The 16,848-nt window shown below is 61.0% G+C and carries 14 protein-coding genes; 2 read left to right on the top strand and 12 right to left on the bottom strand.

All coding sequences use genetic code 11. The features are described from left to right. Positions 1–282: 282 nt before the first annotated feature. The 4 genes from FHK92_RS07860 to FHK92_RS07875 are packed head-to-tail and all read right to left on the bottom strand — an operon-like array spanning position 283 to position 3,722. Positions 283–1,440 (bottom strand): osmoprotectant ABC transporter ATP-binding protein OsmV, encoded by a 1,158-nt coding sequence (locus tag FHK92_RS07860; RefSeq protein ID WP_181287569.1) that lies wholly within the window; start codon positions 1,438–1,440, stop codon positions 283–285. Then, positions 1,437–2,090, bottom strand: coding sequence for an ABC transporter permease (locus FHK92_RS07865; protein ID WP_053181972.1), 654 nt, complete (start codon positions 2,088–2,090; stop codon positions 1,437–1,439). Before FHK92_RS07865 ends, FHK92_RS07860 begins: the two co-directional genes overlap by 4 nt. Positions 2,091–2,105: 15 nt before the next feature. Next, positions 2,106–3,008, bottom strand: a complete 903-nt coding sequence (locus FHK92_RS07870; protein WP_181287570.1) for a glycine betaine ABC transporter substrate-binding protein — start codon at positions 3,006–3,008, stop codon at positions 2,106–2,108. Between the two features lie 24 nt (positions 3,009–3,032). Beyond that, positions 3,033–3,722, bottom strand: coding sequence for an ABC transporter permease (locus tag FHK92_RS07875; protein WP_181287702.1), 690 nt, complete (start codon positions 3,720–3,722; stop codon positions 3,033–3,035). Between the two features lie 358 nt (positions 3,723–4,080). Here FHK92_RS07875 and FHK92_RS07880 point away from each other — a divergent pair, with 358 nt between their 5' ends. Further along, entirely contained in the window at positions 4,081–5,664 is a 1,584-nt protein-coding gene (locus FHK92_RS07880; RefSeq protein ID WP_181287571.1) for a peptide chain release factor 3, read from the top strand. Positions 5,665–6,049: 385 nt separating this feature from the next. Here FHK92_RS07880 and FHK92_RS07885 read toward each other — a convergent pair whose 3' ends face one another. Next, positions 6,050–6,409 carry a DUF6124 family protein gene (locus tag FHK92_RS07885; RefSeq protein ID WP_181287572.1) on the bottom strand — a complete coding sequence of 120 codons (360 nt, stop codon included), beginning with the start codon at positions 6,407–6,409 and terminating at the stop codon, positions 6,050–6,052. 792 nt (positions 6,410–7,201) lie between these two features. Here FHK92_RS07885 and FHK92_RS07890 point away from each other — a divergent pair. Beyond that, the gene (locus tag FHK92_RS07890) at positions 7,202–7,453 is read left to right on the top strand and encodes a hypothetical protein (RefSeq protein WP_181287573.1); all 252 of its coding nucleotides are present in this window, start codon (positions 7,202–7,204) and stop codon (positions 7,451–7,453) included. Between the two features lie 262 nt (positions 7,454–7,715). Here FHK92_RS07890 and FHK92_RS07895 read toward each other — a convergent pair whose 3' ends face one another. The 7 genes from FHK92_RS07895 to FHK92_RS07925 form a co-directional block, all read right to left on the bottom strand. After that, complete coding sequence (locus tag FHK92_RS07895; protein WP_072341153.1) at positions 7,716–8,696, bottom strand: peptide ABC transporter ATP-binding protein; 981 nt, start codon at positions 8,694–8,696, stop codon at positions 7,716–7,718. Continuing rightward, complete coding sequence (locus tag FHK92_RS07900) at positions 8,696–9,664, bottom strand: ABC transporter ATP-binding protein (RefSeq protein ID WP_053118412.1); 969 nt, start codon at positions 9,662–9,664, stop codon at positions 8,696–8,698. Before FHK92_RS07900 ends, FHK92_RS07895 begins: the two co-directional genes overlap by 1 nt. A gap of 10 nt (positions 9,665–9,674) precedes the next feature. Further along, positions 9,675–10,586, bottom strand: coding sequence for an ABC transporter permease subunit (locus FHK92_RS07905; protein WP_030139821.1), 912 nt, complete (start codon positions 10,584–10,586; stop codon positions 9,675–9,677). A gap of 10 nt (positions 10,587–10,596) precedes the next feature. Then, entirely contained in the window at positions 10,597–11,607 is a 1,011-nt protein-coding gene (locus tag FHK92_RS07910; protein ID WP_053145585.1) for an ABC transporter permease subunit, read from the bottom strand. A 74-nt stretch (positions 11,608–11,681) separates the two neighbouring features. After that, positions 11,682–13,277 (bottom strand): ABC transporter substrate-binding protein, encoded by a 1,596-nt coding sequence (locus FHK92_RS07915; protein ID WP_181287574.1) that lies wholly within the window; start codon positions 13,275–13,277, stop codon positions 11,682–11,684. 75 nt (positions 13,278–13,352) lie between these two features. Continuing rightward, on the bottom strand, positions 13,353–14,726 hold the full coding sequence (locus tag FHK92_RS07920; RefSeq protein ID WP_181287575.1) for an OprD family porin: 1,374 nt from the start codon (positions 14,724–14,726) through the stop codon (positions 13,353–13,355). 169 nt (positions 14,727–14,895) lie between these two features. Beyond that, positions 14,896–16,497 (bottom strand): ABC transporter substrate-binding protein, encoded by a 1,602-nt coding sequence (locus tag FHK92_RS07925; RefSeq protein WP_181287576.1) that lies wholly within the window; start codon positions 16,495–16,497, stop codon positions 14,896–14,898. Between the last annotated feature and the right edge of the window lie 351 nt (positions 16,498–16,848).

The raw sequence follows: 16,848 nt of genomic DNA on the forward strand, positions 1-16,848 counted from the left end.
CCAAAGCCAGCCACAAAGGCTGCGGTGCCTGATCAGTCGTAACCGACCGGTGTGACAGGTTGATGTTCCCTTCGATCGGTTTTCGGGCCTGTTGAATGTGCCTTTGCTTTTGTGGCGAGGGGATTTATCCCCGCTGGGCTGCGCAGCAGCCCCATCCGGTTGATTCGTCCTATCTGAATAAGCGTGGTGCCAGAGTCTGGGTATGCTTCGCAGCCCAGCGGGGATAAATCCCCTCGCCACAAATTGCCCCCTCACTACAAAGGGATTGTGCTTTACCGATGGTCAGGCAGACGCAGCCTCAGCCGGCGAAACAATACTGGTCTTGCCCCCACGGGACTTACCGGAGCTCAGGTACTCGGCAATCGATTCCTGGGTCACTTCGCCAAGGAAAACCCGTTCGGCGTCCATTACCGGCAGCCACGAGCGATTGAATTCGTACATGCGCGACAGCAGGATCCGCAGGTGTTCGTCGTAGGCGGCGGTGGCGTTGAACTCTCGCAGGTATTGTCCGCAAGTGCCGGTCTGGCGGTGCAGGTCGCGACGGCGGACGTAGCCCAGCGCCTTGTTCGCGGCACAGGTGACCACCACGTAGCGCCGGTCATGTTCGTCCATCAATTCCAGCGCCTCGTTCACCGGCGTTTCGGGGCTGACCGACGGGGCGTTGTCCGCCGCGTCTTCGGCCTTGACCAGCAACAGGCGCTTGAGCGTGCTGTCCTGGCCGACGAAGTTACTGACGAACTCATCGGCCGGATGCGCCAGCAGCGTGTCGGGGTGATCGCACTGGACCAACTTGCCGGCGCGGAAGATCGCGATCTTGTCCCCCAGCTTGATGGCCTCGTCGATGTCGTGGCTGACCATGATCACGGTCTTGTTCAGCGCCCGTTGCATCTCGAAGAACTCGTTCTGGATCATCTCGCGGTTGATCGGGTCGACCGCACCAAAGGGTTCGTCCATCAGCAACAGCGGCGCATCGGCCGCCAGGGCGCGGATCACGCCGATCCGTTGCTGCTGACCGCCGGACAACTCCCGGGGGTAGCGATGCAGGTATTGCTTGGGTTCGAGCTTGATCATGCTCATCAATTCGCGGGCGCGGTCGTGACACTTCTGTTTGTCCCAGCCGAGCAGGCGCGGGACGACAGTGATGTTTTCCTCGATGGTCATGTTGGGAAACAGACCAATCTGCTGGATCACGTAGCCGATGTTGCGGCGCAGGGTCACTTCATCGAGACCGGTGGTGTCCTCGCCATTGATCAAAACCTTGCCTGAAGTCGGCGGGATCAGCCGGTTGATCATCTTCAGCGTGGTGCTCTTGCCACAGCCCGACGGCCCCAGGAACACGCAGATCTCGCCTTCGTTGACGGTCAGGTTCACCGAGTCCACGGCTTTGACATCCTTGCCGTTGCTCTTGAAGGTTTTGCTGAGGTTTTGAAGTTCGATCATTTCAGTAATCCTTTTGGGGTCAGCGTACGTTGCAGCCATTGCAGAAGCAGGTCGGCGAAGATGGCCAGGAGGCTGACCAGCACGGCGCCGACGATCAGCATCGACATGTCGCTGCGGCTGATGGAAGCGAGGATGAGCACGCCCAGGCCACCGGCGCCGATGGTGGCGGCGATGGTCATGACGCCGATGTTCATGACCACGGCGGTGCGTACGCCGGCGAGGATCACCGGCACGGCGATGGGCAGTTCGACCATGCGCAGGCGCTGGCCGAAGGTCATGCCGATGCCGCGGGCGGCTTCACGGATGCCCGGTTCGACGCCGGTCAAGGCCAGGTAGGTGTTGCGCATGATCGGCAACAGTGAATAGAGAAACACCGCGGTGATCGCCGGCATCGGGCCCAGGCCTTGGCCGAACTTGGAGTAGAACGGCAACAACAGGCCGAACAGCGCAATCGACGGAATCGTCAGCAGCACCGTGGCACTGGCCTGCAACGGGCCAGCGAGCGCCGGGAAGCGGGTCATGAAAATGCCCAGCGGCACACCGATGACAATCGCCAGGGTCACGGCGATGCCCACCAGGGTGATGTGCTGCCAGGTCAGGTGCAGCACCAGCGGCCAGTCCAGATGGGAAAAGGCGTCAAGAAAATCCATGGCTTTTCCTCCAGGTCATTGGGTTGAGAGCAGCGAATGCTGGCGCAGGAAATCGGCGGCAACGGCGGAAGGACTTTCGTGATCGACATCCACGCGGGCATTGAGCTGGCGCATGGTTTCGTCGTCGAACAGCTCGGCCAGCGGCTTGAGCTGCGCGGCCAGTTGCGGATGCGCGTCGAGGAACGCCTGGCGCACCACCGGCGCGGCGGTGTAATCGGGGAAGTAATGCTTGTCGTCTTCCAGCAGCTTCAATTTAAAAGCGTTCAAGCGCCCGTCGGTGGTGTAGACCAAACCGGCGAACACCTGGCTGTTGCGCAGCGCGGTGTAGACCAGGCCTGCATCCATCTGGCGGATGTTCTTGCGGGTCAGGTTCATGCCGTACTGCTCGACCATCCCGGCGAGACCGTCGGAGCGATTGGCGAACTCAGTGTCCAGGGCCACCAAGTGGTTCTCGTCCGCCTCGGCCTGCAACACGGTGTTCAACTGGCTGATGGAATTGATCTGCGGGTATTTCTTCGCGACTTTCTCCGGCAGGGCCAAGGCGTAGGTGTTGCTGAATTTCGACGGCGCGAGCCAGACCAGGCCTTTTTTCGCGTCGAGTTCTTTCACTCGGGCGTAGGACTGGGCGCTGTCGAGTTTCTCGGTGACATGGTTGTAGGCCACCAATGACACGCCGGTGTATTCCCAGAGCAAGTCCAACTGTCCGGTTTCATGGGCGCTGCGGGCCAGGTTGCTGCCCAGTCCGCCAGTGACTTGCGCGTCGTAGCCTTTGTCGCGCAGGTATTGCGCGGTGATTTCCGCCAGCAAGGTCTGCTCGGTGAACACCCGGGCGCCGAGGCGGATCAGCGGTTTTTCTGCGGCTTGGGCAAACCCTGCGAACAGCAGCAGGCAGCCCAGGATCAAGCTCAACTTCTTCATAACGATTCCTTTATCCAGCCAGGCTCAGGACGGTCGCAGACCGCGTTCCAGCCAGAGGCGGCTGGCCAGTGTCACCAGGCCGTCGAGCAGCAGCGCCAGCAGGGCGGTACAGGCCGCGCCGAGCAGCAATTGCGGTTGGTTGTTCAAGGCGATGCCAGGAAAGATCAGGCTGCCGAGGCTGTTGGCGCCGATCAGGAACGCCAGCGGGGCGGTGCCGACGTTGATCGCCAGGGCCACGCGCACGCCGCCGACGATGATCGGCACGGCATTGGGCAACTCGACTTTCCACAGCACCTGGCGCGGGGTCATGCCGATGCCGACGGCGGCTTCCTTGAGGGAGCCCTGGACGTTTTTCAGGCCTTCATAGGTGTTGCGCACGATGGGCAACAGCGAGGCGAGGAACAGGGCGAAGATGGCTGGGCCGCTGCCGATGCCCAGGATGCCGAGGGCGATGGCCAGCACGGCCAGGGGCGGCACGGTGTTGCCGATGTTGAACACTTGCATGAAGCGTTCGGCGCGCCCGACCATGCCGGGGCGGCTGAGGAAGATGCCGGCGGGGATGCCGACAATCAGGGCCGCCAACATGGAGGCCAGGACAAGCATCAGGTGCGCTTGCAGGTAGAACAGCAGGTCGTCGCGGTAATGTTGGATCGTATCGATGCCGATCCAGTGGACCAACAGGGCAAGAAGGGCGACGACGACCGCACCCCCCATAAGCCCTTTGCCATAGTGGATAGCCACAGGCGGACTCCTTTGTCTTTCAGTCGGCGCACGCGTTTCCGGGCGGCAGACCTTCTTGGTTGCCGGGAAAACGTTCGCGAGAAGCAGCTCTTTTCCAGGTCGGTAAAACGACCGTCGAAGCGAGCCATGAGCGCAGCCTCGTCAGGCTAACTTGCTGATTTTTCAGGCCCTGACGGATGCTCGTATCAGGGAGGTGGACGCCTCCACGGGGCAAAAGGTTCCCACGCAGGGCAGCATTTGGCCACTCTTGATGCGCTCAACGGTTCGGTTCCTGGCACAACTTGGGCTATAATCGCCGCCCTTTTTTGAATCACCTGCCAGGCGATTTCCCATGACCAAACAGGCCGCCGAAGTCGCGAAACGCCGCACTTTCGCCATTATTTCCCACCCCGATGCCGGTAAGACCACCATCACCGAAAAGCTCTTGCTGATGGGCAAGGCGATTGCGGTGGCCGGCACGGTGAAATCCCGCAAGTCCGACCGCCATGCCACCTCCGACTGGATGGAAATGGAAAAACAACGGGGTATTTCCATTACCACGTCGGTCATGCAGTTCCCGTATCGCGACCACATGATCAACCTGCTCGACACCCCGGGCCACGAAGACTTCTCCGAAGACACCTACCGCACCCTGACCGCGGTGGACTCGGCCTTGATGGTCCTCGATGGCGGTAAAGGCGTCGAGCCACGGACCATCGCGCTGATGGACGTCTGCCGCCTGAGGGACACGCCGATCGTCAGTTTCATCAACAAACTCGACCGTGATATCCGCGACCCGATCGAACTGCTCGACGAGATCGAAGCGGTCCTGAAGATCAAGGCTGCGCCGATCACCTGGCCGATCGGCTGCTACCGCGACTTCAAGGGCGTGTACCACCTGGCCGACGACTACATCATCGTCTACACCGCCGGTCACGGGCACGAGCGCACCGACGTCAAGATCATCGAGAAGCTCGACTCCGACGAAGCCCGCGCGCACCTGGGCGACGAGTACGATCGTTTTGTCGAGCAACTGGAGCTGGTGCAGGGCGCCTGCCATGAATTCAACCAGCAGGAATTCATCGACGGCCAACTGACCCCGGTGTTCTTCGGTACCGCCCTGGGCAACTTCGGTGTCGACCATGTACTCGACGCCGTGGTGGACTGGGCCCCGCGCCCGCTGCCACGCGTCGCGAACGAGCGCACCGTGGAGCCGGTGGAAGAGAAGTTCTCGGGCTTCGTGTTCAAGATCCAGGCGAACATGGACCCCAAGCACCGCGACCGCATTGCCTTCATGCGTATCTGCTCCGGCAAATACGAGAAAGGCATGAAGATGCGTCACGTGCGCACCGGCAAGGACGTGCGCATCGGCGACGCCTTGACCTTCTTCTCCTCGGAACGCGAGCAACTGGAAGAAGCCTTCGCCGGTGACATCATCGGCCTGCACAACCACGGCACCATCCAGATCGGCGACACCTTCACCGAAGGCGAAGCCCTGGGCTTCACCGGCATCCCGCACTTCGCCCCGGAACTGTTCCGCCGCGTGCGCCTGAAGGACCCGCTCAAGTCCAAGCAACTGCGCCAGGGCCTGCAGCAACTGGCCGAAGAGGGCGCCACCCAGGTGTTCTTCCCGGAGCGCAGCAACGACATCATCCTCGGCGCCGTCGGTGTGCTGCAGTTCGACGTCGTCGCCAGTCGCCTGAAAGAGGAATACAAGGTCGAGTGCTCCTACGAGCCGATCACCGTGTACTCCGCCCGTTGGATCGAATGCGGCGACAAGAAGAAGCTTGAGGAATTCTCCAACAAGGCTGTGGAAAACCTCGCGCTGGACGGCGGCGGTCACCTGACCTACCTGGCCCCGACCCGGGTGAACCTGGCGTTGATGGAAGAGCGCTGGCCAGACGTGAAATTCCGCGCGACGCGGGAGCATCACTAAGCACCGGGTGTGACCCATTGTGGGAGCGAGCCTGCTCGCGAAAGCGGTGGGTCAGTCAGCATTTATGTTGAATGTGCCGCCGTCTTCGCGAGCAAGCTCGCTCCCACAGGGGATTTTGTTGGACGCGGCATTTGTGTCCAGTCGCCATTCAAAGTGCGGGAGCGGGCTTGCTCGCGATGGCGGTGGGTCAGCCGGCATTCATGTTGAGCGTGCCGCCGTCATCGCGAGCAAGCTCGCTCCCACAGGGGATTTGTGTTGGGCGCGGCATTTGTGTCCAATCCCCATTTCAAACTGTGGGAGCGAGCTTGCTCGCGATGGCGGTGGGTCAGCTTGCATAAAAGCGAGCTGGCGGGCTAAGCGCCAGCCCTTTCATTGGTGTGGGTTGCTAGCGTGGATCGACGATATCCAGCGCCCGATTCGCCAGCAATTCACTCATCTCGATCATCTGAAGAATACCCATCGCAACCTGTCGGCGAGAGCCTTCAAGGTCGAATGCCAGGTCGCTGATCATGGCGTTGGCTGAGGCGAGGCTTTCGCTGAGGTTGGCGAGCAGGCTTTCGCTATCGACCCCTTCCACCACAGTGAAGAGCTGCCGCGCTGGCGGTTCTTTCTTGGCCTTGGCCTGTTCCGGCTTCAAGTAATAATCGAGCGCCCGCTCAGTGGCTTCGTGGAATTTTTCCGGGTCTAGGCTGGAATAGGCAGATGTGGGGTCTGATTCGGGTGGGTTCGGTGTGGCTTTGAACATGGTGATGCTCCTAGGGGTAATGGAGCCGCCAGACATCGCTGCTAAACGAAGAGGGTGGCGACTGTACGCGGGTTAGCAGACCGGACCCCTAGAGCCGGCAGACCCGAGGGTCTCCCACGCACAACCGCCATTACATGGCAGGCATCTACACCTGCCCAACAATGCGGAACTCTATGCGTCTAGGGATTCAGGCTGCTAAACCCGACCGCTGATTTTCAGCGACCCGGTAACCATAAAGACCCACCCCAAAGCGCACAAGCGGGCGGATTCTGGCTTAGTTGTAGGCAAAGGCGCAAGGCAACGTAGCCTCGGGGCTAGTGCACCCTGTTATTGGGTATACGTCTGTAAGGCTTTAAGAAGGGCGGGTGTTAGCACCAATATCATGCGGACCCAACCTGTGGGAGCGAGCTTGCTCGCGAAAGCGGTGGGTCAGCTGACCTGGATGTTGGCTGTGCCGCCGTCATCGCGGGCAAGCCCGCTCCCACACTGGATCTTCAGTGGGCAAGAAACTTGTGTTCTGCACAGATCCCCTGTGGGAGCGAGCTTGCTCGCGATAGCGGAGGGTCAGTCAACATCTATTTCGGATGTGCCGCCGTCATCGCGAGCAAGCTCGCTCCCACAGGGTTTGCATGCTTAGTTGGTTTTGAGATAACGCTTATTCGAAACCATTCTGTACAGCGACGGCATTTCTGGCTGTACGGAGGCGTCTTATCTGGTGAACCGGGCTGTTCAGAACTAGATTCTCTTAAGCGCCGTCGGGCCCCGGCTTTATCCGGAAAGAAGGAATTGGCTATGAATAAGCTTCTACGCATGATGTTGCTATTGAAGGTTTTGGTGATGTTGTCCTTGGGCTCCACAATCGCGTGGGCGGAATGCGATCAGCATGATCAGCACGCATCGAGTGGACAGGTCGTGCAGGGCGAGTTGATGCTTGCCGCGACCGATGCGGATGCGGGCGATCCGGACGATGGCGAGGATGATGATGGTTCGCCGGTCGATCCGCCGGATGGCGATGAGGATGAAGAGGGCGATAGCCAGACGTAGGTTTGTGGCCTACAGAAAACCCCTCCAGCCCTAACTGATACTCAGTCGGGGCTGGAGGGGTTTTTTATGTCGGGTGCATGACCCAAGGCAAAATTTTACCTCTGTGGCGAGGGGATTTATCCCCGCTGGGCTGCGAAGCAGCCCTAAAGCAGTGAACTCAATCTTCCTGGCATACCGAGTTGCCTGGTTTGGGGGCTGCTGCGCAGCCCAGCGGGGATAAATCCCCTCGCCACAAGTGCTCTATCTGCCTTTGTCTTACACCTTACGCCGCGCCGTCGAGGAACCGCTCGGCATAGTGACACGCCACCAACCGGTTATCGAGCGGGCGCAACGCCGGTTCTTCGGTCTTGCAACGCTCGGTCGCGTACGGGCAGCGCTTGTGAAAGGCGCAGCCAGACGGCGGGTTGAGCGGGTTGGGCAGTTCGCCGACGATCTTGATCTTCGGCTTGTTCGGGTCCGGGTGAATGGTCGGGGTGGCCGACAGCAGCGCCTGGGTGTACGGGTGCAAAGGGCGGCTGTAGATCGACTCGTTGGGGCCCATTTCCACCGGGCGGCCGAGGTACATCACCATCACGTCGTCGGCGACGTGCTGCACCACCGCCAGGTTGTGGGAAATGAACACGTAGGCGGTGTTGAATTCCTGCTGCAGGTCCATGAACAGGTTCAGCACCTGGGCCTGGATCGACACGTCCAGCGCCGAGGTCGGTTCGTCCGCCACCAGCACCTTCGGTTGCAGCATCATGGCTCGGGCCAGGGCGATGCGCTGGCGCTGGCCGCCGGAGAACATGTGCGGGTAGCGCTGGTAATGCTCGGGGCGCAACCCCACCTGCTTCATCATCGCCTGGACTTTCTCGCGACGTTCGGTGGCCGACAGGTTGGTGTTGATGAGCAACGGCTCGGCCAGCTGATCGCCGATTTTCTGCCGCGGGTTGAGGGACGCGTAAGGGCTCTGGAACACCATCTGCACGTCTTTGCGCAGTTGCTTGCGTTCGGCCTTGTTGGCGCCGGCCACTTCCTGCCCGGCGATTTTCAACGAGCCGGAGGACGGCTCTTCGATCAGCGTCAGGGCGCGGGCGAGGGTGGATTTGCCGCAACCGGACTCACCGACCACGGCCAGGGTCTTGCCGGCTTCGAGTTCGAACGAGACACCGTTGAGGGCCCGCACGGTCGCATGGCCCTTGAACATGCCACGGGACACTTCGTAATGACGGGTCAGGTCACGGGCGGTAAGTACGACGGCCATCACGCCACCTCCTGGTTCAACGGGTAGAAGCAGCGGGCGAGGCTGTTGGATTTCGGATCGAGGGCCGGGCGTTGTTGACGGCAGTTGTCCTGCACGTACGGGCAGCGCGGCGACAGCAGGCAGCCTTGCGGACGGTCGTAGCGACCGGGGACGATGCCGGGCAAGGTTGCCAAGCGCTCGGCGCCCATGCTGTGTTCCGGGATCGCCGCCAGCAGCGCTTCGCTGTAGGGGTGGGCCGGAATGTCGAACAGCTCCGGCACCTGGCCCACTTCCACGGCCTGGCCGGCGTACATCACGCACACGCGCTGGGCGGTTTCGGCGACTACAGCCAAGTCGTGGGTGATCAGCACCAGGCCCATGTCCTGCTCTTTTTGCAGGGCCAGCAGCAGGTCCATGATCTGGGCCTGGATGGTCACGTCGAGGGCAGTGGTCGGTTCGTCGGCAATCAGCAGCTTCGGCTCGCCGGCAATCGCCATGGCAATCGCCACGCGCTGGCTCATGCCACCGGACAGCTGATGCGGGTAGGCATCCATGCGGCTCGCAGCGCCGGGGATTTCGACTTTTTCCAGCAGTTCGATGGCGCGCTTGCGGGCGGCCTTGCCGGACATCTTCAGGTGCAGGCGCAGCACTTCTTCGATCTGGAAACCCACGGTATAGCTCGGGTTGAGCGCGGTCATCGGGTCCTGGAACACCATCGCCAAGTCCTTGCCGACGATCTGCCGACGCTGGCGGTTGCTCAGCTTGAGCATGTTCTTGCCGTCGAAGTTCAGCGCATCGGCGGTGACGATGCCGGGGTGCTCGATCAGGCCCATCAGCGCCATCATGGTCACGGATTTGCCCGAGCCCGATTCGCCGACGATCGCCAGGACTTCACCTTTTTCCACACTCAAGTCGAGGCCGTCGACCACCGGCACGGCGGTGGCGTCGCCGAAGCGGACGTTGAGATTCTTGATTTCTAGCAGTGACATGGGAATCTCCTCAGGCGGCATTCTTGAGTTTCGGGTCCAGCGCATCGCGCAGCCCGTCGCCCATCAGGTTGATTGCCAGCACGCTGAGCAAAATGGTCAAGCCAGGCAGGCTCACGACCCACCAGGCGCGTTCGATGTAGTCGCGGGCCGAAGCCAGCATGGTGCCCCACTCGGGAGTTGGCGGCTGGACGCCGAGGCCGAGGAAGCCCAGGGCGGCGGCGTCAAGGATCGCCGAGGAAAAGCTCAAGGTCGCCTGGACGATCAGCGGTGCCATGCAGTTGGGTAGCACGGTGATGAACATCAGGCGCGGCAGGCCGGCACCGGCGAGGCGGGCGGCGGTCACGTAGTCGCGGTTCAGTTCGCCCATCACGGCGGCGCGGGTCAGGCGCACGTAGGACGGCAGCGAGACGATGGCGATGGCGATCACGGTGTTGATCAGGCCAGGGCCGAGGATGGCGACGATCGCCACGGCCAGCAGCAGCGATGGCAGGGCGAGCATGATGTCCATCAAACGCATGATGGTCGGGCCGAGGATGCGCGGGAAGAACCCGGCGAACAGCCCCAGCAGGATGCCCGGGATCAGCGACATCACCACCGATGACAAGCCGATCAGCAACGACAGTCGCGAACCCTGGATCAGCCGCGACAGCAGATCGCGGCCCAGTTCGTCGGTGCCCAGGAGGAATTGCATCTGCCCGCCTTCGAGCCAGGCTGGCGGCGTCAGCAGGAAGTCGCGGTATTGCTCGCTCGGGTCATGGGGCGCGACCCACGGAGCGAAGATCGCGCAGAACACGATCAGGATCATGAACAGCAGCCCGGCCACAGCGCCCTTGTTGCGGGAAAACGCGTGCCAGAATTCTTTGTACGGGGATGGGTACAGCAGGCTTTGATCGACTGCTACCGCGGTAGTTGGAGTACTCATGGTCTTGATCTCAGCGCTGGTGACGGATGCGTGGGTTGGCAAAGCCGTAGAGGATGTCCACGACGAAGTTGACCAGAATCACCAGGCAGGCGATTAACAGGATGCCGTTCTGCACCACGGGATAATCCCGGGCGCCGATGGCCTCGATCAGCCACTTGCCGATACCCGGCCAGGAGAAGATCGTTTCGGTCAGGACCGCACCGGCCAGCAGCGTGCCGACTTGCAGGCCGACCACGGTCAGTACCGGGATCAACGCATTGCGCAGGCCATGCACGAATACCACGCGCGACGGCGACAGGCCCTTGGCCTTGGCGGTGCGGATGTAATCCTCGCGCAGCACTTCGAGCATCGAAGAGCGGGTCATGCGGGCGATCACCGCCAGCGGAATGGTGCCCAGCACGATGGCCGGCAGGATCAGGTGATGCAGGGCATCGAGGAACGCGCCCGGCTCGTCGGCCAGTAGCGTGTCGATCAGCATGAAGCCGGTTTTCGGCTCGATGTCGTAGAGCAGGTCGATGCGTCCCGACACCGGCGTCCAGCCCAGGGACACCGAGAAGAACATGATTAGAATCAGGCCCCACCAGAAGATCGGCATCGAGTATCCCGCGAGGGAGACCCCCATCACCCCATGGTCGAACAGCGATCCTCGCTTGAGTGCCGCGATCACCCCGGCCAGCAGGCCCAGGATGCCGGCGAACAACAGCGCGGCCATGGACAGTTCCAGGGTCGCGGGAAACAGTGAGCTGAACTCGGTCCATACGCTTTCACGGGTACGCAGCGATTCGCCGAGGTCGCCGTGGGCCAATTTGCCGATGTAGTCCAGGTACTGGGCATACAGCGGTTTGTTGAGGCCAAGGCGTTCCATTGCCTGTGCATGCATTTCGGGATCGACCCGACGTTCGCCCATCATCACTTCCACGGGGTCGCCGGGGATCATGCGAATCAACGCGAAGGTCAGCAAGGTGATGCCGAAGAACGTGGGGATCAATAATCCCAATCGGCGGGCAATAAAACTAAACATCTTCAGGTGTACCTCATCAGCCGGTTAGGCGTGCCCGGCAATCCTTTGGTGAAGGTTGCCGGGCGTTTTCTTATCTACTTCACCTGGGTGGTGGCGAAGTTATTGGTGGTGAGCGGGCTAATCACGTAGCCCTCTACGTTCTTGCGCATTGCCGTGAACATCCGGGTGTGGGCCATGCTGATCCATGGCTGGTCCTGGTTAAAAATCACCTGGGCCTGCTCATAGAGCTTGGCGCGCTCCTCGGGGTTCACTGTGGCGCGTGCCTGGTCGAGCAGCGCCTGGAATTTCTCGTTGCACCAGCGCGCGTAGTTTTCGCCGTTCTTGGCGGCCTCGCAACTGAGCATAGGCGTCAGGAAGTTATCCGGATCGCCGTTGTCGCCCGCCCATCCGGCGGACACCATGTCGTGCTCGCCGTTTTTCGCGCGCTTGAGCATTTCGCCCCATTCCATCACGCGTATGTCGACCTTGATCCCGACTTTCGCCAGGTCGGACTGCATCATTTGCGCGCCGAGCATCGGGTTGGGGTTGGTCGGGCCGCCGCCGTTGCGGGTGAACAGGGTGAACACGGTGCCTTCCGGCACGCCGGCTTCCTTGAGCAACTGGCGGGCCTTGTCGAGATCGCGGGCCGGGTTCTTCAGGTCGTGGTTATAGCCCAGCAGGGTCGGCGGGTACGGGTTGACCGCCACGGTGGCGTTGCCCTTGCCGAACAGCGCGTTGACGTAGGCTTCCTTGTCGAAGGCCAGGTCGATGGCTTTGCGCACCCGCACGTCGCTCATGTATTTGTGGCTGGTGTTCAGGGCGGTGTAGGAAACGGTCATCGCGTCCAGCTCGGTGACCTTCAGGTTCGGGTCTTTCTTGATGCTGGGGATGTCATCGGGTTTAGGGTACAGCGCGATCTGGCACTCGTTGGTCTTGAGCTTCTGCATGCGCACGTTGTTGTCGGTGGCGATGGCCAATACCAGCGCATCGGCCGGCGGCTTGCCACGGAAGTAGTCCGGGTTGGCCTTGAAGCGAACCTGGGCGTCCTTGTTGTAGCGCTGGAACACGAACGGGCCGGTGCCGATTGGCTTGCTGTTGAGGTCGCCGGCCTTGCCTGCCTTGAGCAACTGGTCGGCGTATTCGGCCGGGTAGATCGAAGAGAAGGCCATGGCGATGTCGGCCAGGAACGGCGCTTCGCGGCGGGTCAGGGTGAACTTGACCGTGTGCTCGTCGACTTTCTCGACGTTTTTCAGCAGTTCCTTGAAGCCCATGCTTTCAAAGTACGGGAAGCCCACGCTCGACAGTTTGTGCCACGGGTGGTTCGGGTCCAGCTGACGCTGGAAACTCCAGACCACGTCATCGGCGTTCATGTCGCGGGTCGGCTTGAAATAGTCTGTGGTGTGGAACTTGACGCCCTTGCGCAGGTGGAAGGTGTACGTCAGGCCATCGTCACTGATGTCCCAGGATTCGGCCAGGGCCGGAATCACTTCGGTGGTGCCGGGCTTGAAGTCGGCCAGGCGATTGAAAACGGTTTCCGCCGCAGCGTCGGCGGTGACTGCAGTCGTGTACTGGACAATGTCGAAGCCTTCCGGGCTGGCTTCTGTGCAAACCACCAGCGGCTTGGCCGTGGCGCCAACGGCGACACTCAGCAGCGCGGCGGCGATGGCGGCGCGTAGGGGAATCATGTTCATCGTCAATCCTCTGCAATCGGGTAATTGGCAAAAGACCGGACGGGCGACCTCGTGAGTCGACCGCCCGGTGGCAGTTTAGAGAATGTTGAACGGGATGGTGGTGACCAGACGGAATTCGTTGATGCTGCCGTCGATTTGATTACGGCTGGAGCGATGTTCCGTGTAGGTCGCGCGGACTGCGGTGGCCTTCAGAGGACCGCTCTGTACCGCGTAGGAAGCGCCGACGCCGGTTTCATAGTGGTTCTCATCATCCAGGCCGCGTACGTCATAGGCGGTGCCGGTGTAGTGGGTGCCGTCGATACCCCAGCCGCGGGCGCGGTAGACGTTGAATTTGAGTCCCGGCACGCCGTATTCGGCCATGTTGATGCCGTAAGCGATCTGGAAGGATTTCTCGTTCGGGCCGTTGAAGTCCGACAGCAGGGAGTTGGCCAGGTAGATGCCGTTGGTTTCGTGCAGGTAGTCGAAGTATTCGTTACCGTTCACGGCCTGGTAGGAGAACGTCAGCGTGTGAGCCTGGTGGGTCAGGCCCAGCGACAGGGAATAGGTGTCGTTGTCGATCTCACCCATCTCTTTTTTGCCTTCATCTACCGTCTTGTAGTAGTTCAGGCCAGTGGTCAGCGCCAACACCGATGCGTCACCCAATTCGTGGGTAGCGCCGAAATAGTACTGGTTCCAGAAGTCTTCGACCTGGGACGCGTACACGCTGGTCTTCAGGCTCTTGAGCGGCTGGTAGTTCAGGCCGGCGACGCTGACCTTGTCGGTTTCTGCGCCATTGTTGTTGTATTCAGAGCGGAACTTCGAAAGGCTCTGTTCGGTTCGTGGCGATACGCGGTCGAACACGCCGGCATCGAACGAGAGGTTGCTGAACTCTTCGCTGTGCAGGCTGACACCTTCAAAGCTCGACGGCAGCGCACGGTTGCCGATGACATCGACAATCGGGGTGCTGAAGTTCTGGCGGCCGGCGGTCAGCGTGGTGTTGGAAACCCGTGCCTTGACGTTGGCCAGGCCCAGCTTGCTCCATTGGTCCACGGCGTCGCCGTTGTTCTCGGCCAGCGTACGGTTGCCGCCGTTGGCGATGTCCTTGCGGCTGCGGTCCAACACCACTGCGTTGTAGGCAGCGACTTCGGTGCTGAAACCTACGGTGCCCTGAGTGAAGCCCGAGGTGTAGTTGAGGATCGTGCCTTGAACCCAGTTGATACGACGATCGGTCGGACGTGTCTCGCCGTGTTTCTGATAGCTGAAGTTGCCCCGCTTCAGCAACTCGTTGGCGTACCAGTTACGCGTGGTGCCGGACAGGCTTTGGCCGTCGAGAAAACCCTTGGCTTCGGATTGGGCGCTGGTGCTTGCCAGCTCGGTCGGAACGAAGTCCTGGCTCTGGGATTCAGCATAAGCCGTTGCGGTAACGCTGCTGATGGCCAAGGCCAGTATCGCGGTGCTGCTCAATTTCATCGGTAACGCTCCTTTTTCTTTCTTTTCATGCCGTTCTTTTTTGGTGATACGGCTAACGGTTTGGAACTCATTTTCAGCTTGCAAACGTTTGCATGTCGCCTGATCGGCGAATTACGGCAAGACGTCTGCGAAGGGCTTCCAGGGAAGCCCTCGCTGTGCGGCTAAGCGGTTATGGGTTCAGGCTGACGCCCGAGAAGACGTTGCGACCGAAGGGGCTGACTTTGAACCCTTCGACTTTGGCGCTCAGCGGCTGGTTGACCGTCGAGTGGGCAACAGGGGTGATCGGCACTTGCTGCTTGAGCAACTGCTGGGCCTGTTTGTAGAGCACGGTGCGCTGGTCGCGGTCGGTGACGACCTTGGCCTGCTTGATCAGCTTGTCGTAATCCTGGTCACACCACATGGAGTAGTTGTTGCCGCCAATGGCGTCGCAGCTGTACAGCGTGCCCAGCCAGTTGTCCGGGTCCCCGTTGTCACCGGTCCAACCGATCAGGCTGATGTCGTGCTCGCCATTCTTGGTGCGCTTGATGTACTCGCCCCATTCGTAGCTGACAATCTTCACCTTCAGGCCGATCTTCGCCCAATCCGCCTGGAGCATCTCGGCCATCAGCTTGGCGTTGGGGTTGTACGGGCGTTGCACGGGCATGGCCCAGAGGGTGATTTCGGTGCCTTCCTTGACCCCGGCGGCCTTGAGCAATTCCTTGGCTTTTTCCGGGTTGTAAGGCGTGTCCTTGATCGTGTCGTCGTAGGACCACTGCGTCGGCGGCATGGCGTTCTGCGCCAGTTGCCCCGCGCCTTGGTAGACAGCGTTGAGAATGCCTTGCTTGTTCACCGCCATGTCCAGCGCCCGGCGCACTTCGACCTGGTCGAAAGGCTTGTGGCGAGTGTTATAGGCGATGTAGCCGAGGTTGAAGCCAGGCTTCTCGATCAGTTGCAGCTTGGGGTCGTTCTTCAGCGCCGGCACGTCGGCCGGGCGCGGATGCAGGGTGACCTGGCATTCGTTGGCCTTGAGTTTCTGCACCCGTACCGACGCATCGGTGTTGATGGAGAAAATCAGGTTTTTCAGCTTCACCCGCTCCGGCGCCCAGTACTTCTCGTTGGCGACGTAGCGGATGTTGGAGTCTTTCTGATAGCTCTTGAACTCGAACGGCCCGGTGCCGATCGGCTTCTGGTTGATGTCGCTCGGCTTGCCGCCCTTGAGCAACAGGTCCGCGTACTCGGCCGAAAGGATCGAGGCGAAGCTCATGGCGATGTTCTGGATGAACGCGGCGTCCACGCTGTTGAGCGTCATCACCACGGTCAGCGGCCCGGTCTTCTCCACCTTGGCGATGTTCTTGTTCAGGCTCATGCCGTTGAAGTACGGGAACTCGGTGGGGTAGGCCTTGCGGAACGGGTGCTGCGGATCAAGCATGCGGGTGAAGGTGAAGACCACGTCGTCGGCGTTGAAGTCCCGGGTCGGCGTGAAGTAATCGGTGGTATGAAATTTCACCCCTTCGCGCAGGTGGAAGGTGTATTTCAGGCCATCTTCGGAAATGTCCCAACTCGTCGCCAGGCCAGGGACTACGTTGGTCGCGCCTTTTTCAAACTCGGCCAGGCGGTTGTACAGCGGCTCGGCCGCATCGTTGTCGGTGGCCGTGGTGTATTGCGCGGTGTCAAAACCGGCGGGGCTGCCTTCGGAACAGAACACCAGGCTGCCGCCGGCGGCCTGGGCTGCGGAGGTCGCGGCCAACAGGCCGGTGCCCAGCAAAGCGGATAAAACCAAGGTATGGCGCATGACGCTCCCTCTCTCGTTTCGGGGTGTTGAACAGTGAACCGACGTCCTTCCGGGGACAGGTCCGGAGCACTGGGCTCATTCCATTGCGTAAACAGCGATGCCACAGGGCCAGCAAACCGGCGGCCTCGACGTTATGGGTCGTGGGCCAGGCGGTAAATGCGTAAGCGCCTGAAAGACTTGTGGGAAAAGTCGACACGTCCTAAACCAACTGCTGTGGTACGCAGTGCTTTTGGATGTAGGCAATTTCCTAGGTCTTGGTCTCGGCAGACAGGTTGACGGTGTGGTGTGGGAGCGAGTCCTGATCGCGATGGCGTCGCGGGTAGACCGCCATCGCGCTCAAAAAGGGGGTGC

The organism is Pseudomonas brassicacearum subsp. neoaurantiaca (assembly GCF_013608025.1).
GTDB lineage: Bacteria > Pseudomonadota > Gammaproteobacteria > Pseudomonadales > Pseudomonadaceae > Aquipseudomonas.